Genomic DNA, 19,423 nt, shown 5'->3' with positions numbered 1-19,423 from the left:
CTTGACGAGGTGGCGCCTCCGTAGGCTACGCTGGAAAGCGCATTCCACTCCGACCGACACCGCGGTCCAGAACACTCGGAGCACTCATGACGACCCGCACCCTGCGCATCGGGATGAACGGCATCACCGGCCGGATGGGCTACCGCCAGCACCTCGTCCGTTCGATCCTGTCGATCCGCGACCAGGGCGGCGTCACGCTCGAGGACGGCACGCGCGTCCAGGTCGAGCCGATCCTCGTCGGCCGCAACGCCGACAAGGTCCGCGAGCTGGCCGAGCTGCACGGCGTCGAGCACTGGACCACGGACGCGGACTCCGTCATCAACGACCCCACGGTCGACATCTACTTCGACGCGCAGGTCACCAGCCGCCGCTACTCGGCGCTGACCGCGGCGATGAAGGCCGGCAAGCACATCTTCACGGAGAAGCCGACGGCCGAGACCCTGGCGGAGGCGATCGACCTCGCCCGCCTGCGCGAGAGCACGGGCGTCACGGCGGGCGTGGTGCACGACAAGCTGTACCTGCCGGGCCTGGTCAAGCTGCGCCGGCTGGTGGACGAGGGCTTCTTCGGCCGGATCCTGTCGCTGCGCGGCGAGTTCGGCTACTGGGTGTTCGAGGGCGACGGCCAGGAGGCGCAGCGCCCCAGCTGGAACTACCGCAAGGAGGACGGCGGCGGCATCGTCGTCGACATGTTCTGCCACTGGAACTACGTCCTCGAGGGCATCCTCGGCACGGTCAGGACGGTGAACGCGCAGACTGCGACCCACATCCCGACGCGCTGGGACGAGCAGGGCACGGCGTACGACGCCACCGCCGACGACGCGGCGTACGGGATCTTCGAGATCGAGACGCCCGACGGCGACCCCGTCGTGGCGCAGATCAACTCGTCCTGGGCGGTCCGGGTGTACCGCGACGAGCTGGTGGAGTTCCAGGTCGACGGCACGCACGGCTCGGCGGTCGCGGGGCTGAACAAGTGCGTCGCCCAGCAGCGCGCGCACACCCCGAAGCCGGTGTGGAACCCGGACCTGCCCGTCACGGAGTCGTTCCGCGACCAGTGGCTCGAGGTGCCGGCCAACGGCGACCTGGACAACGGCTTCAAGCTGCAGTGGGAGGAGTTCCTGCGTGACGTGGTCGCCGGGCGCACCCACCGGTTCGACCTGCTGTCGGCCGCGCGCGGCGTGCAGCTGGCCGAGCTGGGGCTCCGGTCGTCGGCGGAGGGCCGTCGTCTCGACGTCCCGACGATCACGCTGTGACGGCGCCGGCTGCGCCGTCGGACGGCCGCGACCTGTCCCGGCTGTCCCTCAACACGGCGACGACCAAGGCGTGGACCCTGCGCGAGGCCGTCGACGGAGCAGTGCGCGCAGGGCTCCCGGCGGTCGGCGTCTGGCGCGACCGCGTCCAGGAGGCCGGGGTCGTCGAAGCCGCCAAGATCATCGCGGACGCCGGCCTGCGGGTCTCGTCGCTGTGCCGCGGCGGGTTCCTGACCGCGGACGACGACGCGGCGGCGACGGCGGCGCTGGACGACAACCGTCGGGCGATCGTCGAGGCGGCGACGCTCGGCACGCGTGAGCTGATCATGGTCGTCGGCGGACTGCCCGCCGCGAGCACACCGGGCGGTCCGGCACTGCCCGGGACCGGTGGTCGGGACCTCGTCGGCGCACGCCAGCGCGTCGCCGACCGCATCGGGGAGCTCGCGCCGTTCGCGGCCGGGCACGGCGTCCGGCTCGTGCTGGAGCCGCTGCACCCGATCTTCGCCGCGGACCGGGCCGTCATCTCGACTCTCGGCCAGGCGCTCGACATCGCGGAGCCGTACCCGGCGGACGTCGTCGGCGTGGTCGTCGACACGTACCACGTGTGGTGGGACCCGGACCTGCAGCGGCAGATCGCCCGGGCCGGCGCGACCGGGCGGATCGCGAGCTACCAGGTGTGCGACTGGGTCCTGCCGCTCGCGGCCGACCCGTTGCTCTCGCGCGGGCACGTGGGAGACGGGTACATCGACTTCGCGACGATCACCCGGTGGGTCGCCGAGGCCGGCTACACCGGGGACGTCGAGGTGGAGATCTTCCACCAGGCCGTCTGGGACGCTCCGGGCGACGAGACGGTGTCGACGCTGGCGGACCGCTACGTGCGACTGGTCCTCCCGCACCTCTGAGTTCTCGGGACAGGCCGCCGTGGGGGCCGCTAGCGTCACTGATGCACACCGACCCGGCCGGAGGACGACATGGACCCGAACCCGATGCTGCCCGCTGCGAACGACGCAGCCTTCACCGCGGGGTTCGTCCTGGTCGCCGTGCTGATCTTCGCGGGCATCATCTGGTCGATCGTCGTGGCAGCCCGCAAGAGGACGGTGCTGCGGGACGCCGGCCTGGACCCGCTGACCGCCGACGCGCAGGTCCTCGCGCAGGCGCACCGGAGCCTCGCGCTCGCGCCGGAGCGGTCGGCCGAGGCGCGGCTCGCGGAGGCGCAGGACCTGTTCCGGCGCGGCCTCATCACGGCCGACGAGCTGGGCGAGATGCGGCAGAGGATCCTCGGCGAGGTCTGAGCGGTGTACCTCCGCGGTGCTGAGCCTGGGCTGACGGTCGAACGGACGGACGGCGTCGGGTTCACCGCGGCGCTGTACGTCCGCGACCGGTTCGGCCTGCAGGTGGGGACCGACATCCCGGCACTGACGCCACCCGTCCCTGTCAGGCCCTCCACCGTGACCGTGACGCAGGCCGACTGGGACGGCTGGTGGGCTGCGATCGAGGACTCGCCCCCGGCGCAGTACGTGGCCCCGCCACCCGGCTCGTCGCTGTCGGCGCTGTACGACGAGATGATGGACGACGAGCACCACGAGCTGGTCCGGTGGGTGCAGGACCAGCACTGGGAGTCGTCCCGGGTGATGCGCGCCTACCGCGCGGACTGGCTGTCGCCGTGGATCGGCGCGAGCCCGGCACGAGGTCGGTACGTCACCGAGACCGTCCCGGTGACCGGGCCGTGGTGTCTCTCGCTGACCCCGCGGCGACTGCTCGTGTCGGTCGACCTGATGCGCGACCACGACGCGATGGACGCGCTGTGGCGGGAGCAGCTAACCGCGCTGGAGGCTCCGTAGCACCGTCGCGAACCGTGTCCCGATCAACCGGTGCGCCTCGGCGTCGGGGTGCATGAGGTCGCGCATCGGCAGGTCGTCCCAGTCGGGCCAGCCGTAGAGCGTGGTGCCGTCGACGTAGCGCAGGGCGACGTCGGCACGCGCCTCGACCACGGCCCGGAGCGCCGACCGGATGACGGTCAGCGTCAGGGCGCCGTCGGAGGGGTGGCCGGTCGTGCGGAACACCGACGGGTCGGCCGGGTCCAGCGACGTCGGCCCGGGGGTGGTCTCGACGAGCGGGCACAGCAGCGGGGAGACGACGACGAGCGGCGTCGTCGGGTGGCCGTCGCGGATCGTGTCGAGGAAGCCGTGCACGGCGGGGGCGAACGCGCGAAGGCGCATGGCGTCATGGTTCACCAGGTTGATGCCGAGCTTGAGGGTGATGACGTCGGCGGGCTGGTCGCGGATGGCGCGGGCGACGAACGGGTCGAGCACGGCGTTGCCGGAGAAGCCGAGGTTGACGAGGTCCAGACCGACGGCTCGTGCGGCGACCATGGGCCACGCCCCGAGGGCCGACGCGGCTCCGGCGCCGTGGCTGATCGACGAGCCGTGGTGCACCCAGCGGGGAGCGTCCACCGCACGCGGCGCGGACACGGGGGCGTCGGCGGTCAGCGCGACGAGCCGCGTGGTCTCTCCCGGGGGCAGCCAGATCTCGACGTCGCGCTCGACGGTGCCGTCTCCGCCGAGAACGAGGTCGACGACGCCGGGCGGGCCGGGACGTTCGGTCGTCGTGCGGGTGAGCGGGTCGAGCGCGAGGACCCCGGCGTGCGACGCGATCCCCGACGGCTGCGGGACGACCGCCCCGTCGACCAGCACGTCGAAGGGCTGCGGCTCACCGGGCGGCGCGGGGTCGACCGCGACGCGCAGCACGTGAACGTCGAGGCGCACCGTCGTCGCGGCGGTGCGGAACCGCAGCCGGACCCCGGACGGCTGCGCCTCGACCATGGCCATGAAGTCGTCGGAGAACTGCGGTCGCGTCCAGGCCGGGAGCCGGTGCGGCAGACCGTCCTCCAGCCACGCCGCCCCGCGGACCTCGACCCGGGGGTCCGGCAGGGCGATGCGCATCAGTGGATGTTCCCGTGCTCGCGGAACTCGCGCCAGACGTTCTCGAAGAAGTCGTCGTCCTCGGGGATCGGCCGGCGCGGACGCCAGCGGAACACGGGCTCACCGGCGGGGTCGTCGGCGGCGCGCGGGACCACGGGGACGAACCCGTCGGCGGGCACCCAGGACGTCTCCTGCACCTCGTCGTCGAGCGCGCCGCCGTCGAGGGTGAACCTGAAGACGTCGGGCAGCTCGGTCAGGCCGTGCGGGATGCTCCCGGACGGGTCCGTGTAGAGGACGGAGCCGCGCGACCGGCCGCCGTGCGCCACGTAGTCGGCCATCGCGGACAGGTACACGTAGGCGCTGGTGAGGATGTCGCGGACGAGGAACGTCCGGTTGATCGAGCGCCGCGACGAGGCGTCGGCGGACACCGTCGACTCGTAGGTCGAGAGCCACGCGTGGACCTGGACCAGCGCTTCCTGGATCGACTCCGCGGAACGGACCGGTCCGGCCTTGGCGCTCATGAGCACCTGGACCTCGCGCAGCAGGTCACCGGTGTTGTCGGGGACCCCGGAGGCCGCACGGGCGGAGGCCGCCTCGACGAGGGCGGCCGCTGCGTCGAGCACCGGGGCCGCGGCCTCGAACGACGGCGGGTCGAAGGTGCGCCGCGCCGCGATGAACTGCGCCGCGCGCGTCGCTCCGACCTGCCCGCTGTTCAGCGCCGCGCCGCCGGGCCGGTAGACCCCGTGCGCGCCGCCGGCCTCGCCGACCGGGAAGAACCCCTGGATGTTCGACTGCCACCAGGCGTCGACGACGAGCCCGCCGTTGTTGTGCTGCGCGCACACGTCGACCTCGAGCATGGTCGTCTCGAGGTCCACGTACGGGTTCTTGCCCAGGTAGAACTGGTACGCGGGCTCGTTCATGCGCCGCAGCCGCTCGATGGGCGTGCCGAACAGGACGCCCGCGCGATCCAGGTACTCGTACGCCTCGGGACTGAGCGCGGACGGGTCGAACTCCGGCTGGACCGGGTTCCGACGGAAGTCCAGGAACACCCGTCGCCCACGGAGCACGGTCTCGCGGTAGACCAGCAGGTCGATGAGCGACGAGCCGTCGAGCGCCTTCCGGATGTCGAACGGCCACTGGTAGCCCTTGAGGAACACCAGCGACATGAGCTGCCCATACGAAGGGATCGCCTCGGTGAGGAACTCCTTCTCGTCACCGCCGTCGGCGTCCGTCGACACGAACGTCGGGATGACCTGCATGTACGTGCCGGAGACGTTCCAGCGCGGGTGCGTCGAGGCCAGGCCGAACTGCCACTCGGTGAGGTTCTTGCCGTGCACCCCGGCGCGGTAGGCCGCCCCGGAGGCACCCCACTGGCCGTTGGGGAAGACGCGCGTCGCGTACATCCCGGCAGGTCCACCGGTCGCGTAGACGATGTTGGTGCAGCGGAACAGCAGGAACGGGGACTCGGCGCCGTCGTGCGGCACGTCGGTCCGCAGGACCAGCAGCCCGACGACCGCCCCCTCGGAGACGATCACGTCGACCACACGGCACTCGTCGTAGATGCGGGTCCCGTTGCGGTGGACCTTCTTCTCGAGCTGCTCGACCATCGACCGGCTCGTGTACGGCCCGACGGACGTGGCGCGACGACGCGGGTCGTGGTCGGTCTTGTAGCCGATGAACTCGCCGTACCGGTTCTGCGGGAACGGCACGCCCAGGTCGCACAGGCGCAGGAACCCGCGGGCGGACAGGGCGGCCTCCGCGAGCGCGTTGTCGCCGTCCATCGCGCCGCCGGAGTACAGCGTCTCGGCCATCTCCCGCACGGAGTCGCCGTCGCCGCCGGAGAGCGTGAGCTTGTAGTAGGTCTGCTTGTCCGAGCCGGCGTTGCGCGACGACCCCGCGTTGACCTTGTCCGCGACCATGACGAGGTCGGTCTGGCCGAGCTCCCACAGGCGGTCGGCCGCGCAGAACCCGGCGGAGCCGGTGCCGACGACGACGGTGTTGACGGTGACGACGGGGACGCCGTCCAGCGAGGTCGTCATCACAGCACCGGGATGTGCATGCCGCCGTCGACGTGGAACACCTCGCCGGTCGAGTACGGGGTCTGGCCGGACGCGAGCATCGAGACCGCACCGGCGACGTCGGACGGCCGGCCCCAGCGGTTGATGGGCGCCAGGCCCTCGGCGATCAGGGCGTCGTACTTCTCGGTGACGCCCGCGGTCATGTCGGTGGCGATCACACCGGGACGGACCTCGTAGACGACGATCCCCTCGGGCGCGAGGCGCACCGCGAACAGCTGGGTGGCCATGGCGACGCCGGCCTTGGAGATGCAGTAGTCGCCGCGGTTGGTGGAGACGGTGGTCGCGGAGATGGACGACACGTTGATCACCGTCGCGCGCGGGCGTTCCGCGAAGGAAGAGCCCAGAGAGATGACCCGGTGGGCGAACGTCTGCGTCAGGAAGTACGGCCCGCGCAGGTTGATGCCGAGCACCCGGTCGAAGCTCTCGGGGCCGGCCTCGAGGAGGTCTGCCCGCACGCTGGGAGCGACCCCGGCGTTGTTCACCAGCAGGTCGAGGCGGCCCCAGGCCTCGACCGCGTCGTCGACGAACCGGGCGTGGTCCTCGAGGTCGGCCACCGAGCCGCGCACGTAGCGGACCCGGCCGGGCGCGTCGAGCGACTCCAGCAGCTCGGACGGCTCCTCGCGCGTGGCGAGGATCGAGACTGCGAAGCCGTCGGCGAGCAGCCGCCGCGTGATTCCGAGGCCGATCCCCCGACTGCCCCCGGTGACCAGTGCGACTGCCGGCATCGTTGCCCTACCTCCGTGTGCGGGACGCACGTCTGACCTGCGCGTCGGAACCGATCGTGCCACGCGGACGGACACAGGGCAAGCGCTTTCCCTCCGCCGCGAGGACTCGCGTGCGGTCATGCTCGGTTCCCACCTGCTGATCCTCGTCCTCGTCTATGTGGCGGTCCCGCTGCTCGTGCTGGCCGCCCTGTACTGGGTGATCCGGCTCGCCGTGCGCGACGGGATCCTTGCCGCCCGCACCCGATCGTCCGAGCAGCACCCATGACCGGACCCGCCTAGCCTGCGGTCGGCCGGCCTCTCAGGACGCAGCCAGCGACACCCGCGCCGGCGCGGACTCGCGGACCACCAGACGGGTGGGCAGCAGCAGAGGGCTGGGCTTCTCACCGTCGACGACCGCCAGCAGCAAGCGCGCCATCTCGTACCCGAGCGAGCGGATCGGCTGCTGGATCGTCGTCAGGGACGGCTGCGTCAGGTGCCCGATCGGGAGGTCGTCGAAGCCGACGACGGCCACGTCCTCCGGCACCCGGCGTCCGTGCTGCAGCAGCGTCTGCAGAGCGCCCGCAGCCATGTTGTCGGAGGCCACCGAGACGGCGTCGAGCCCGGGTTCGCGCTCCAGCAGGCGCTCCATCGCCGCGGCTCCGCCCTCGCGCGTGAAGTCGGCGTGCTCGACGAGCGTGTGGTCGAGCTGCGCGACCGAGAGCGCGTCGGCGAAGCCGTCCAGCCGGGCGACGGCCACGTGCGTGTCGGCGGGCCCGGCGATGCTGGCGATCCTGCGGCGTCCGAGGCTGACGAGGTGCTCGGCGGCGACCCGGGCACCTCCCCGGTTGTCGACGTCCACGAACCACTCGGGCTGCCCGTGCAACGGGAGCCCTCCGTAGACGGTCGGCAGGCCGGACTTCTCGACCATGCGCTGCAGGGGGTCGTCGCCCCGCAGGGCCATCACCATGATGCCGTCGGCGCGGGGTGGGCGGAGCATGCGTCGCACGCGGTCGTGGCCGCGCTCGGGGTGGCAGAGCAGGAGCTTGAGGTCGAGATCGGTGTCCTCGAGCGCCGCCGTGACGCCCGCGATGATCTGCCCGAAGAACGGGTCCCCGAAGAGCTCCTTGTTGTGGTCGGACACCGCGAGCACGACCGCGCCGACCTTCTGCCGCGCCAACGCCTGGGCCGTCACGTTCGGCACGTAGCCGAGCTCGCGCACGGCGCGCTCGACGGCGAGGCGATTGGCCGCGCTCACGTGGGCCGCGTTGTTGATGGCGCGCGAGGCCGCGGACCTAGAGACGCCAGCGAGCTTGGCCACCTCGTCGAGGGTGGGCTGTCTGCCGGTCGGCGATGTCATCGATGCCTCCCGCCGGCTCGCTCCGGCGTGAGATTACCGGCTGTAGGGCATTCCTGTGAACCGCCGCAGGGTCGAACCTCCCACCGGGAGCGCTTCCGGTCTGGTTCACCCGACTGAGCGACTCCCGCCGGGTGCCATCCGCATGAGGTCCTGATCAGCCCTTTCCTGTACACGCGTCCAGTGCTAGCGTCCCTGCTCCCAGGGACTGGAAGCGCTCCCGGTCTCTGGTCCTCACCCTGGGCGCGACCCTCTTCTCAGGAGACACTGTGGTTTCCTCTCACGTCGCGCGGCCCCGACGCCGCGCCGGATGGGTGGCCGGCGCCACGTTGTCCGCCCTCGTCGCCCTCTCCGCCTTCGCGTCCTCGGCGACCGGCGCACCGGTCACCGACGAGCACGACTTCGCGGGCGGCGACCCGCAGGGCTGGTTCTCCTACGCGAACGCCGGCACGGTGTCCTCCAGCGCCGCCACCGGCGAGCTGTGCGCACAGGTCGACGGTGGTACCAACCCGTGGGACATCGCGCTGCAGCACGACGGGGTGACGTACGAGCGCGACCTCACCTACACGGTCGCGTTCGACGCGCACGCGACCGCTGCGGTCACGGTGCAGCTCCAGGGCGGCCCGGCGTACCCCGCCACGTTCGGCCACCCCGTGGTCCTCGACGGCACTGCGACGCCCCAGCACGTCGAGTTCAGCTTCTCCCCGGCGGACTGGCCGACGGCCCCCGGCGAACCGGGATCGCCGGTCGACGCCGACTGGACCACGGCGACGGGTCCGACCTCGTTCCAGCTCGGCGGGCAGCCCGCCGCCTACACGTTCTGCGTCGACAACTTCTCCGTCACGTCGGGCTCCGGCACGCCGGGCACGGTCGTCGACCACGACTTCGGGGACGGAGACCTCGGCGGCTTCACCCTCTACGACTCGGCCGGTGGCGGCACGGCGCGAGCGGGTACGGACGGCCTGAGTGCCTGCATCGACCTCCAGGGTGGGTACGCCAACCCCTACGAGGCCGGCCTGGAGTACCCGCACATCGACATCGTCGAGGGTACGAACTACGTCCTGGACTTCACCGCGTACGCCAGCAGCGCGGCGAACATCAACGTCCTGGTCGGCCAGTACGGCGACCCGTGGCACCGGGTGCTCGACTCCTCCGCCGCCGTGACGTCCACGCCGACGACGTTCACCTACCCGTTCACCGCCGACGCGTCGTTCAGCTCGGACCCCGCGACCGCGTTCGGGCGCATCCAGCTCGAGCTCGGCCGCCGGGCGTCGCCCTACACGTTCTGCATCACGGAGCTGTCCCTCGTCGAGACGACGGAGGCACCACCGGCGTACGAGCCCGACACCGGCCCTCGCGTCCGGGTCAACCAGGTGGGCTACCTGCCGCAGGGTCCCAAGCAGGCGACGCTCGTGACGGCGGAGGCCGACCCGGTCACCTGGAACCTCATGTCCGGCAGCACGTCGGTGGCGTCCGGCACCACCACCCCGCGCGGCGTCGACCCGACCGCAGGCCGGAACGTGCACGAGATCGACTTTGGCAGCGTCACCGCCCCGGGCACGTACGTGCTGACGGCCGACGGCGAGACGAGCCACCCCTTCGAGATCGGCGCCGGCATCTACCAGCAGCTGCGGTACGACGCCCTGAACTACTTCTACCCCGTCCGCAGCGGCATCGCGATCGACGGGTCGATCATGGGCGACCCCGAGTACACCCGTGACGCGGGCCACGTGGGCGTCGCTCCCAACAAGGGCGACACGGCCGTGCCGTGCATCTCGCCGGCCGAGGCACAGAACTTGTACGGCGACTGGAGGTGCGACTACACGCTCGACGTCACCGGTGGCTGGTACGACGCCGGCGACCACGGAAAGTACGTGGTCAACGGCGGCATCGCGGTGGCGCAGCTGCTCAGCACCTATGAGCGGACCCTCTACGCACCGACGGGCGACGCGGCCGAGCTGGGCGACGGCAGCCTCGACATCCCCCGCGACGAGCAGAGCAACGACGTGCCGGACGTGCTGGACGAGGCACGCTGGGAGCTCGAGTGGATGATGAAGATGCAGGTGCCCGCCGGCCAGCCGCTCGCCGGCATGGTCCACCACAAGGTGCACGACGTGGACTGGACCGGCCTGCCCCTGATGCCGTCGAGCGACCCGCAGGAGCGCCGGCTGCACCGCCCGACGACCGCGGCCACGCTGAACTTCGCCGCCGTCGCGGCGCAGGGTGCGCGCCTGTGGTCGTCGTACGACGCCGACTTCGCGGCCGACTTGCTCGCCGCGGGCCGCGTCGCCTACGACGCCGCGGTCGCCCACCCCGACCTGCTCCAGCCGGCGCCCAACTCCGACCCGAGCCCCGGCGGGGGGCCCTACGACGACGACGACGTCAGTGACGAGTTCTACTGGGCCGCCGCGGAGCTCTACCTGACGACGGGCGAGCAGCAGTTCGAGGACGCGGTCCTCGCCAGCGAGCTGCACACCGCGGACATCTGGTCCGAGGGCGGCATGTACTGGGGCGAGACGGCCGGCCTCGGTCGCCTCGACCTCGCCGTGGTCGAGTCGGAGATCCCCGGACGCACCGCCATCCGCGAGTCCGTGGTGGCCGGCGCGGAGACCTACCTGGCGCGGCAGGCGGCACAGCCGTTCGGCACGGTCTACCCGGGGAACGCCAACGGCGTCTACGAATGGGGGTCCAACTCGGCGGTCCTCAACAACCAGGTCGTGCTCGGCACCGCGTTCGACCTGACGAGCGATCAGCGGTTCGCTGACGCCGTGCTGGAGTCGATGGACTACCTGCTCGGCCGCAACGCCCTCAACAACTCGTACATCACGGGCTACGGGGACGTGTTCTCCGACGACCAGCACAGCCGCTGGTTCGCCAACTCACTGAGCGAGTCCCTCCCCAACCCGCCGCGGGGCTCGGTGTCCGGCGGACCGAACTCGGACGTGGGGACGTGGGACCCGGTCATCGGCGGCCTGTACGACGCCGACCACATGTGCGCACCGCAGGCTTGCTACGTCGACGACATCCAGTCGTGGTCGACCAACGAGATCACGGTCAACTGGAACTCGGCGATGTCGTGGGTCGCGTCGTTCGTCGCCGACCAGCAGGACGGTGACCGGTCGGCCGCGGGCACGGTCGCCTGGATCGTCACGGAGCCCGCCGACGTCACCGCCGTCGACGGCACCGAGGTCACGTTCACGGTGTCCGTGACGGGCTCCCCGGCACCGTCGGTGCAATGGCAGGAGGCCGTCGGCGGCGTGTGGACCGACATCCCGGGCGCGACTGGGGCGACGCACACCGTCACCGCTCGCACGGCCCCCGCAGCCACGGCTCGGCTGGCCCGGGCAGCCGGGCCGGGTCTGCAGTACCGCGCGTACGTCGCGAACAGGTTCGGCGGGGTGTACTCCGAGCCCGCGACGCTCACGGCGACGGCGGCCGCCGCCCCGACCCCCACGGTCGGCGCGACGGACCCCGCGACGACGGCAGCGCCGACCACGGCGACGCGGGCCGGCGGCAGCGGCACCCTGGCCACGACCGGCGCAGAAGCGGCCGGCATCCTGGTGGCCGCACTCGTCCTCCTGCTGGGCGGCACGGGAGCCGTCCTTCTGGCCCGGCAGAGGCGAGTGCACGGCTGACCCACCACGGGGGTCCGGACCCGCGACGGGTCCGGGCCCCCGTTCGCCTGCGAGGATCGGTCCCGTGATCCTCCGGTGACCGCCGTGCTGACAGCGCTCGGCACGATGGGGCTCGTCGTCGCCGTCGGCTGGTTCCTCGCGCACCGCCACGTGCTCGGGGACCGCGCCGCACTTGTGCTCGCGCGGGTGGTCTTCGCGGTCGCGACGCCGGCGCTGCTGCTGACCACGGTCGCGCACGCCGACTTGCACCTGCTGCTCTCGCGGACGGCGGTGGTCACCTGGACGTCGACCGCGACGATCGCGCTCGTGGCGATCGTGGTCCTGCGTGCGGCCTGGCGGCGGTCGGCGGCGGACGTCACGGTCGGCGCGCTGGCGTCCTCCTACGTCAACGCCGGGAACGTGGGCCTGCCGCTGGCGGTCTACCTGCTGGACGACGCGGTCGCGGTGGTGCCGACGCTCCTGTTCCAGCTCCTCGTCCTGGCGCCGATCGCGTTCGCCGTGCTCGACCGGGGCTCCCTGGGTGGCTCCGTGGCGCGACGGACGCTGAGCAACCCGATCATCGTCGGCACGCTGGTCGGCCTGGTCCTGGCGGCGCTTCCATGGGACCTTCCCGAGGTCGTCTACGAGCCGTTCCGGCTGGTCGGGGCCGCCGCCGCGCCGCTGGCGCTGCTCACGTTCGGGATGTCGCTCGCCCTGCCCCGCACCGTGGACTCGACCGCACCGCGCCGGGACCTCGCGCTCGCCGTCGGCCTGCGCTCGGTCGCGCACCCGGTGCTCGCCTGGGGGCTCGGCACCGCGCTCGGCCTCCCTGGGCACGCGCTGCTCGCGGTCGTCGCGATGGCGTCCTTGCCGACCGCGCAGAACGTGCTCGTCTACGCGATGCAGTACCGGCACGGCGAAGCGCTCGCGCGGGACGCGGGCCTGCTCACGACGGTGCTGTGCGTGCCGGTGCTGCTGGTGGTCGCCGCGACGCTCGGGTGAGTCAGCGCAGCCGTTGCTCGGCAGCCGCCCACTGCCGGTCCGCCGGACCACCGGTGGCGCCGTGCTCGTACCGCCGCAGCTCCAGGCCGCGCGCGCCGACCGCCCGCAGGTCCGCGAGCCCCCCGGTCAGCACGCCGGCGGCCCGCGCCTGCACCAGGACGTTGCCCAGCGCGGCCCCCTCGACGGGCCCCGCGACCACGGTCAGGCCGGTCGCGTCCGCGGTGAGCTGGCAGAGCAGCTCGTTGCGCACTCCGCCGCCCACCACGTGCACCACACGGACGTCCTTGCCAGCGAGCGCCGACGCCTGCCGCACCGCCCTGCGGTATGCCAGCGCGAGCGAGTCGAGGATGCACCGGACCGTCTCGGCCTGCGACTGCGGGGGCGTCTGTCCGGTGCGCACGGCCTCGGCGGCGATGCGGGCCGGCATGTCACCCGGCGGCAGGAACGTCGGACCGTCGAGGTCGACCACCGTGGTCAGCGCCGGGACGCGGGCGGCCGCGGCCAGCAGGTCGGGCAGGTCGGCGGGGAGCCCGGCGTCGTTCCAGGTGCGGATCGACTCCTGGAGCACCCACAGGCCCATGACGTTGCGCAGGTACCGGACGGTGCCGTCGACCCCGGCCTCGTTGGTGAAGTTCGCCGCGCGGCTGGCCTCGGTGAGCACGGGGCGGTCGAGCTCGAGCCCGACGAGGGACCACGTGCCGCAGGAGATGTACGCGAAGTCGTCGCCGGTCGCCGGGACCGCGACGACGGCCGACGCGGTGTCGTGCGAGCCCACGGTCCAGACCGGCACCGACCCGTGCAGCCCGACGTCCGCACGCACGTGGCCGAGCAGCGCGCCCGGGTCGAGGAGCGGCGGCAGCATCGAGCTGTCGATGCCGAGCCGCTCCGCGAGGTCGGTCGCCCACGTCCGCGTGGTCGCGTCGAGCAGCCCGGTGGTCGACGCGTTGGTCACCTCCGCGACGCGCGCGCCGGTCAACCAGTAGCCCAGGAGGTCCGGGACCAGCAGCGCGGTGCGTGCTGCGGCGAGCGCTGCGGTGCCCTGTGCGGCGACGAGCTGGAACACCGTGTTGAACGGCTGCACCTGCAGCCCCGTGCGGGCGTAGAGCTCGGCCGCGGGGATCGTCGCGAAGACCTTCTCCGGCACGCCGTCGGTGCGCCCGTCGCGGTAGTGGACCGGGTTGCCCACCAGGGCACCGTCGCCGTCGAGGAGCCCGTAGTCCACGGCCCACGAGTCGATGCCGACGCCGCTGAGCACCCCCGCCTCACGGCCCGCGGCGCGCAGCCCGTCGAGCACGCCCCGGTACAGCCCGAGGACATCCCAGTGCAGGGCGCCCGCCACCGCCACGGGACCGTTGGGGAACCGGTTGACCTCGTGCAGCGCCACGCGCGCGCCGTCGACGGTCCCGACGATGACCCGCCCCGACGACGCCCCGAGGTCGACGGCGGCGAACGCGCTCACGTAGCCGCTCCGCCGGGCGCGGCAGTCCGCGACGAGCGCGGCAGTCTGAACTGCCGCGCTCGTCGCAGAGTGCCGTTCTGGTCGGTCATCGCAGGAAGGCCGCCGCGACGCCGGAGTCGACGGGGACGTGCAGGCCGGTGGTCTGGACGAGGTCCGGGCCTGTCAGGGCGAAGACCGCCGCTGCCACGTGCTCGGGCAGGACCTCCTTCTTCAGCAGGGTGCGCTGGGCGTAGTACGCACCCAGCTCCTCCTCCGGCACGCCGTAGGTGGCCGCGCGCTGGGCGCCCCAGCCGCCGGCGAAGATGCCCGAGCCGCGGACCACGCCGTCAGGGTTGACCCCGTTGACCCGGATCCCGTGGCCGCCGAGCTCGGCGGCGAGCAGCCGGACCTGGTGCGCCTGGTCGGCCTTCGTCGCGGAGTAGGCGATGTTGTTCGGGCCGGCGAACAGGGAGTTCTTCGAGGCGATGTAGACGATGTCGCCGCCCATGTCCTGCGCGATCATCGCCCGGGCTGCCTCGCGGGCGACCAGGAACGAGCCGCGGGCCATGACGTCGTGCTGCAGGTCCCAGTCCGTGACCGTGGTGTCCAGCAGCGGCTTGGAGATGGAGAGCCCGGCGTTGTTCACGACCAGGTCGACGCCACCGAACGCGAGCACCGTCGACTCGATGAGGCCGGCGATGTCGTCCTCGGACGTCACGTCGGCCCGCACCGCGATCGCCACGTCGGGACCGCCCAGGGACGCGGCCACCTCGGCCGCCCCCTCCAGGTTGAGGTCGGCGATCACGACGCACGCGCCCTCGGCGGCGAGCCGCTCGGCGATCGCCCGCCCGATCCCCGACCCGGCACCGGTGACCAGCGCGACCCGGGTGGCCAGCGGCTTCGGCTTCGGCATGCGCGCGAGCTTGGCCTCCTCCAGCGCCCAGTACTCGATCCGGAACTTCTCGGCCTCGTCGATCGGCACGTACGTCGAGATGGCCTCGGCGCCGCGCATCACGTTGATCGCGTTGACGTAGAACTCCCCCGCCACGCGGGCGGTCTGCTTGTCCTTGCCGAACGAGAACATCCCCACGCCCGGGACCAGCACGATCGCCGGGTCGGCGCCGCGGATCGCCGGGCTGTCCGGGGTGGCGTTGCGGTCGTAGTAGGCCTGGTAGTCCGCCCGGTAGAGGGCGTGCAGCTCCTTGAGGCGGCCGACGACCTCGTCCAGCGGCGCATCGCCGGGCAGGTCCACGACCAGCGGCTTGACCTTCGTCCGCAGGAAGTGGTCCGGGCAGCTCGTGCCCAGCTCGGCCAGCCGACCCAGCGCAGAGCGGGACACGAAGTCCAGCACCACCTCGGAGTCGGTGTAGTGGCCGACCTGCGGCTTGTCCGACGAGGCCAGTCCCCGGATCACCGGAGCGAGCGCGGCCGCACGGGCGCGCCGCTCCTCGTCGGGAAGGGCCTCCACCACGACGTCACCGAACGGGTGCGGACCTCCCGCGAGCGTCGAGGCGATGTACTCCTCCGCGGTCCGCACGATGTGCAGCGACCGCTCCTCGGCCTCCGCCGACGTGTCCCCCCACGCGGTGATGCCGTGCCCACCGAGGACGCACCCGATGGCCTGCGGGTTCGCCGCCTTGATCGCCGCGATGTCCAGCCCCAGCTGGAACCCCGGCCGGCGCCACGGCACCCACACCACGGTGTCGCCGAAGACCTCGGCGGTGAGCTTCTCGCCGTCGGCCGCCGTCGCGAACGCGATCCCGGAGTCGGGGTGCAGGTGGTCCACGTGCGCCGCGTCGACCAACGCGTGCATCGCCGTGTCGATCGACGGCGCCGCGCCGCCCTTGCCGTGCAGGCAGTAGTCGAACGCCGCGACCATCTCGTCCTCGCGCTCGACGCCCGGGTAGACGTCGACCAGCGCACGCACCCGGTCCAGCCGCAGCACCGCGAGGTTCTTCTCGGTCAGCGTCCCCAGGTCACCGCCCGAGCCCTTGACCCAGAGCAGGTCGACGTCGGTACCCGTGACCGGGTCCGTCGCCGTGCCCTTCGCGGACGTGTTCCCACCCGCGTAGTTCGTCGTGCGCGGGTCCGCCCCGAGCCTGTTGGACCGTGCGACCAGCTCGTCTGCGACGCTCATGCTCCCCATCCCGCCTGTGTGCCGCCGACGCGCTCGGCGACGATCTTCTCCGCGTACCCCGACGCCTTGTACGCCCCGATCGGGTCGGGGTCGAGCCCCTGCGACTCCCGCAGGTCCGCCAGCAGCGGCCGGACGTCCGTGTTGTAGGCGTCCATGACCAGCCCGTTCGCGCCGAGCACGTCACCGGCGGTCTGCGCCGCCAGCAGCGCCTCGGCGTCGACGAGCAGCGCCTTCGCCGTGGCCTCCTGCACGTTCATGACCGAGCGGATCTGCCCGGGGATCTTCGGCTCGATGTTGTGGCACTGGTCGAGCATGAAGTTGACCCCCGACGACGGGGCGAGCGCCCCCGACTGCACGATCTCGTGCATGATCCGGAACAGCTGGAACGGGTCCGCGGAGCCGACCATGAGGTCGTCGTCGGCGTAGAACCGGGAGTTGAAGTCGAACGCACCCAGTCGTCCGGCGCGCAGCAGCTGGGCGACGATGAACTCGATGTTGGTCCCGGGCGCGTGGTGCCCGGTGTCGAGCACGACGAACGCGCGATCGCCCAGCGCCAGGCAGTGCAGCAGCGACGTGCCCCAGTCGGGGATGTCCATCGCGTAGAACGCCGGCTCGAAGAACTTGTACTCCAGGATCAGCCGGTGGTTCGGGTCGAGGGCCGCGTAGATCTCCGCGAGCGAGTCCGCGAGCCGGTCCTGCCGGGCACGCAGCGAGTCCTGGCCGGGGTAGTTCAGGCCGTCCGGCAGCCAGAGCTTGAGGTCCGTCGACCCGGTGGCGCGCATGACGTCGATGCACTGCAGGTGGTGCGCGACGGCCTTCGCCCGCACGCTCGCCGACGGGTGCGTCAGCGAGCCGAGCATGTAGTCGTCGTCCTGGAACAGGTTCGAGTTGATCGCCCCGATGGACACCCCGTGCTCCTTGGCGTGCCGCGCGAGGTCGTCGTAGTCGTCGACCAGGTCCCACGGGATGTGCAGGCTGACCCGCGGCGCGACGCCCGTGTACCGGTGCACCTGCGCGGCGTCGGCGATCTTCTCGTAGGGATCGCGCGGGACGCCCTGCTGCGCGAACACCTTGAACCGGGTGCCGGAGTTGCCGAACGCCCAGGAGGGGAGCTCGATCGTCTGCTGCCGTAGTGCGTCGTGGATGGTCATGCGCGGAGCTCCTGGGGGTGGGTGGCGAGGCCGGCCGCACGCAGCTGGTCCTCCAGGTGGAACACCTCGTCGAGGACCGTGAAGCCCTCGTCCGGGTTGCCGTCGTCGACGAAGAACTCGCTCATCTCAGCCTGCCAGCGTGGGTTGACCGCGGTGCGGGTCATGGCCTCCTGGGCGGCGGCGTAGTCGTCGGTCTCGAGGTAGCCGACGAGCAGCCCGTCGCCGGACAGGAAGAGCGAGTAGTCGCGCCAGCCGGTGTCACGCAGGGCCTCGAGCATCTCGGGCCACACGGCGGCGTGGCGGGACCGGTACTCGTCCAGCCGGTCGGGCCGGACACGGGAGACGAAGCACACGCGGGTCATGCGCCCACCTTCCTCGATTCGACGTTGAAACGATTCACGCACTGTATGTAAGCGTTTACCGTACTGTCAAGGGTAGGTCCCGGAGCCCAGCGTCGGGACCCCTCTCCTTGTGCGCTATGAATCGATTCACTATCCTGCACCGTACGCGCACGGAGGCAGAGCCACAAGAGTCATGGTCCCGCGAGGCACCCACGACGGCCGTCGCCGGGCAACTACCATCGGGCGCACGCTCGAGAGCTCGACGGAGAGGACGACGGTCGATGTCGACGACGACACGGGGACGCGCCGATCGCCGGCCCTCCATCACGGACGTCGCCAAGCGGGCAGGCGTGTCCGTCGGCACCGTCTCCAACGTGCTCAACCGCCCTGACCAGGTCAGCGACAGCACGCGCGACCGCGTCCTCGTGGCGATCGAGGAGCTCCAGTTCGTCCGCAACGCCTCCGCCCGCCAGCTGCGCGCCGGGACCATCCAGACCGTCGGCGCCATCGTGCTCGACATCGCCAACCCGTTCTTCACCGAGGTCGCCCGCGGCGTCGAGGACCGGCTGGCCGCCGACGAGTACACCCTCATGCTCAGCTCGTCGGACGAGGACCCCGAGCGTGAGGCCCGCTACCTGCGGCTGTTCGAGGAGCACGGCGTGCAGGGCGTCATGGTCACGCCGTCCGCCGGCTCCCTGGACGCCCTGCTCGCGCTGCGGGACCGCGGCATCGACGTGGTCCTGCTCGACACCACCTCGCCGGTCGACGACATCTCCTCGGTCGCCGTCGACGACGTGCGCGGTGGCGCCCTGGCCGTCGAGCACCTGGTCGGCCTCGGGCACACCCGCATCGCGTTCATCAACGGGCCGCAGACGATCAAGCAGTGCGTCGACCGGCGCGAGGGCGTGCTCGCCGCCCTGACCGGTGCCGGGCTGGACCCCGCGTCCGCCCTCGTCGAGATCACCATCGGGTCGCTGAACGCCGAGGGCGGCGAGGAGGGGGTCAACCGGCTCCTCGCGGCCGAGGGCGACCGGCCGACCGCGATGTTCTGCGTCAACGACCTCACCGCCCTGGGCGCCCTGCGCGCGCTGCGGGCACACGGCGTCGCGATCCCCGCCGAGATGGCGGTGGTCGGGTACGACGACGTCGTCTTCGCGTCGATGCTCACCGTGCCCCTGACGTCCGTGCGCCAGCCGACGCACCAGCTGGGCTGGACCGCGGCCGACCTGCTGCTGCGCCAGCGCTCGGAGGGCGCGGCCTTCCAGCACCAGCGCGTGCAGTTCCAGCCGGAGCTCGTCGTCCGGGGCTCCTCGGACCCGAGCGCCTGACGCCGGTCGCACACTCTCCGCGAGGACGGCAGTCTGCGACGAGGACGTGTGTGCTAACTGCCGCTCCCGTCGCAGACTGCCGCAGTCGTTCGTCCCCGCAGGACTAGA

16 protein-coding genes are annotated in these 19,423 nt (G+C 72.0%); 8 read left to right on the top strand and 8 right to left on the bottom strand.

Annotated elements, in window-relative coordinates; translation table 11 throughout:
• The first annotated feature begins 86 nt into the window (after positions 1-86).
• The 4 genes from CTE05_RS07070 to CTE05_RS07055 all read left to right on the top strand — a co-directional run bounded on the left by CTE05_RS07070 (position 87) and on the right by CTE05_RS07055 (position 3,088).
• Positions 87-1,250: a Gfo/Idh/MocA family protein gene (locus tag CTE05_RS07070; RefSeq protein ID WP_146845415.1), complete on the top strand. Its 1,164-nt coding sequence runs from the start codon at positions 87-89 to the stop codon at positions 1,248-1,250.
• Positions 1,247-2,149 carry a sugar phosphate isomerase/epimerase family protein gene (locus CTE05_RS07065; protein ID WP_146845414.1) on the top strand — a complete coding sequence of 301 codons (903 nt, stop codon included), beginning with the start codon at positions 1,247-1,249 and terminating at the stop codon, positions 2,147-2,149. Before CTE05_RS07070 ends, CTE05_RS07065 begins: the two co-directional genes overlap by 4 nt.
• A 69-nt stretch (positions 2,150-2,218) precedes the next feature.
• On the top strand, positions 2,219-2,539 hold the full coding sequence (locus CTE05_RS07060; RefSeq protein ID WP_146845413.1) for an SHOCT domain-containing protein: 321 nt from the start codon (positions 2,219-2,221) through the stop codon (positions 2,537-2,539).
• A gap of 3 nt (positions 2,540-2,542) precedes the next feature.
• On the top strand, positions 2,543-3,088 hold the full coding sequence (locus CTE05_RS07055) for a hypothetical protein (protein WP_146845412.1): 546 nt from the start codon (positions 2,543-2,545) through the stop codon (positions 3,086-3,088).
• Here the strand turns inward: CTE05_RS07055 and CTE05_RS07050 are convergent.
• The 3 genes from CTE05_RS07050 to CTE05_RS07040 are packed head-to-tail and all read right to left on the bottom strand — an operon-like array spanning position 3,065 to position 6,971.
• Entirely contained in the window at positions 3,065-4,189 is a 1,125-nt protein-coding gene (locus CTE05_RS07050) for an SGNH/GDSL hydrolase family protein (RefSeq protein ID WP_146845411.1), read from the bottom strand. The genes CTE05_RS07055 and CTE05_RS07050 overlap by 24 nt on opposite strands.
• Complete coding sequence (locus tag CTE05_RS07045; protein ID WP_146845410.1) at positions 4,189-6,207, bottom strand: FAD-dependent oxidoreductase; 2,019 nt, start codon at positions 6,205-6,207, stop codon at positions 4,189-4,191. The genes CTE05_RS07050 and CTE05_RS07045 overlap by 1 nt, the downstream gene beginning before the upstream one ends.
• Positions 6,207-6,971 (bottom strand): 3-ketoacyl-ACP reductase, encoded by a 765-nt coding sequence (locus CTE05_RS07040; RefSeq protein ID WP_146845409.1) that lies wholly within the window; start codon positions 6,969-6,971, stop codon positions 6,207-6,209. The genes CTE05_RS07045 and CTE05_RS07040 overlap by 1 nt, the downstream gene beginning before the upstream one ends.
• Before the next feature lie 118 nt (positions 6,972-7,089).
• Here CTE05_RS07040 and CTE05_RS20195 point away from each other — a divergent pair, with 118 nt between their 5' ends.
• Entirely contained in the window at positions 7,090-7,236 is a 147-nt protein-coding gene (locus tag CTE05_RS20195; RefSeq protein ID WP_186814766.1) for a hypothetical protein, read from the top strand.
• Between the two features lie 33 nt (positions 7,237-7,269).
• Here CTE05_RS20195 and CTE05_RS07035 read toward each other — a convergent pair whose 3' ends face one another.
• Entirely contained in the window at positions 7,270-8,307 is a 1,038-nt protein-coding gene (locus CTE05_RS07035; protein ID WP_146845408.1) for a LacI family DNA-binding transcriptional regulator, read from the bottom strand.
• A gap of 266 nt (positions 8,308-8,573) precedes the next feature.
• Between CTE05_RS07035 and CTE05_RS07030 the strand changes: the two genes are divergently transcribed.
• Both CTE05_RS07030 and CTE05_RS07025 read left to right on the top strand, forming a co-directional pair.
• Positions 8,574-11,939 carry a glycoside hydrolase family 9 protein gene (locus CTE05_RS07030; RefSeq protein ID WP_146845407.1) on the top strand — a complete coding sequence of 1,122 codons (3,366 nt, stop codon included), beginning with the start codon at positions 8,574-8,576 and terminating at the stop codon, positions 11,937-11,939.
• 84 nt (positions 11,940-12,023) lie between these two features.
• On the top strand, positions 12,024-12,920 hold the full coding sequence (locus tag CTE05_RS07025) for an AEC family transporter (RefSeq protein ID WP_222595427.1): 897 nt from the start codon (positions 12,024-12,026) through the stop codon (positions 12,918-12,920).
• 1 nt (position 12,921) lies between these two features.
• Here the strand turns inward: CTE05_RS07025 and CTE05_RS07020 are convergent, their stop codons facing one another.
• The 4 genes from CTE05_RS07020 to CTE05_RS07005 form a co-directional block, all read right to left on the bottom strand.
• Complete coding sequence (locus CTE05_RS07020; protein ID WP_146845406.1) at positions 12,922-14,379, bottom strand: rhamnulokinase; 1,458 nt, start codon at positions 14,377-14,379, stop codon at positions 12,922-12,924.
• An 85-nt stretch (positions 14,380-14,464) separates the two neighbouring features.
• Entirely contained in the window at positions 14,465-16,495 is a 2,031-nt protein-coding gene (locus CTE05_RS07015) for a bifunctional aldolase/short-chain dehydrogenase (RefSeq protein ID WP_371863354.1), read from the bottom strand.
• Positions 16,492-17,646, bottom strand: a complete 1,155-nt coding sequence (gene rhaI, locus CTE05_RS07010; protein WP_146845404.1) for an L-rhamnose isomerase — start codon at positions 17,644-17,646, stop codon at positions 16,492-16,494. Before rhaI ends, CTE05_RS07015 begins: the two co-directional genes overlap by 4 nt.
• Entirely contained in the window at positions 17,643-18,008 is a 366-nt protein-coding gene (locus CTE05_RS07005) for an L-rhamnose mutarotase (RefSeq protein WP_146845403.1), read from the bottom strand. The genes rhaI and CTE05_RS07005 overlap by 4 nt, the downstream gene beginning before the upstream one ends.
• Positions 18,009-18,268: 260 nt before the next feature.
• On the opposite strand from CTE05_RS07005, the gene CTE05_RS07000 reads away from it, so the two are divergent.
• Positions 18,269-19,315, top strand: a complete 1,047-nt coding sequence (locus CTE05_RS07000) for a LacI family DNA-binding transcriptional regulator (protein WP_146845402.1) — start codon at positions 18,269-18,271, stop codon at positions 19,313-19,315.
• Positions 19,316-19,423 lie beyond the last annotated feature (108 nt).

Origin of the sequence: Cellulomonas terrae (assembly GCF_007990265.1) — a bacterium.
Lineage (GTDB): Bacteria > Actinomycetota > Actinomycetes > Actinomycetales > Cellulomonadaceae > Cellulomonas > Cellulomonas terrae.
This window is presented reverse-complemented; position numbering and strand designations above follow the sequence as displayed.

What these genes read in the sequence shown, in the direction of transcription:
- CTE05_RS07005 (WP_146845403.1), bottom strand. Translation starts at nt 18,008, where the DNA reads ATGACCCGCGTGTGCTTCGTCTCCCGTGTCCGGCCCGACCGGCTGGAC.
- CTE05_RS07070 (WP_146845415.1), top strand. Translation starts at nt 87, where the DNA reads ATGACGACCCGCACCCTGCGCATCGGGATGAACGGCATCACCGGCCGG.
- CTE05_RS07000 (WP_146845402.1), top strand. Translation starts at nt 18,269, where the DNA reads ATGTCGACGACGACACGGGGACGCGCCGATCGCCGGCCCTCCATCACG.
- CTE05_RS07015 (WP_371863354.1), bottom strand. Translation starts at nt 16,495, where the DNA reads ATGAGCGTCGCAGACGAGCTGGTCGCACGGTCCAACAGGCTCGGGGCG.
- CTE05_RS07035 (WP_146845408.1), bottom strand. Translation starts at nt 8,307, where the DNA reads ATGACATCGCCGACCGGCAGACAGCCCACCCTCGACGAGGTGGCCAAG.
- CTE05_RS07045 (WP_146845410.1), bottom strand. Translation starts at nt 6,207, where the DNA reads ATGACGACCTCGCTGGACGGCGTCCCCGTCGTCACCGTCAACACCGTC.
- CTE05_RS07040 (WP_146845409.1), bottom strand. Translation starts at nt 6,971, where the DNA reads ATGCCGGCAGTCGCACTGGTCACCGGGGGCAGTCGGGGGATCGGCCTC.
- CTE05_RS07060 (WP_146845413.1), top strand. Translation starts at nt 2,219, where the DNA reads ATGGACCCGAACCCGATGCTGCCCGCTGCGAACGACGCAGCCTTCACC.
- CTE05_RS20195 (WP_186814766.1), top strand. Translation starts at nt 7,090, where the DNA reads ATGCTCGGTTCCCACCTGCTGATCCTCGTCCTCGTCTATGTGGCGGTC.
- rhaI (WP_146845404.1), bottom strand. Translation starts at nt 17,646, where the DNA reads ATGACCATCCACGACGCACTACGGCAGCAGACGATCGAGCTCCCCTCC.
- CTE05_RS07050 (WP_146845411.1), bottom strand. Translation starts at nt 4,189, where the DNA reads ATGCGCATCGCCCTGCCGGACCCCCGGGTCGAGGTCCGCGGGGCGGCG.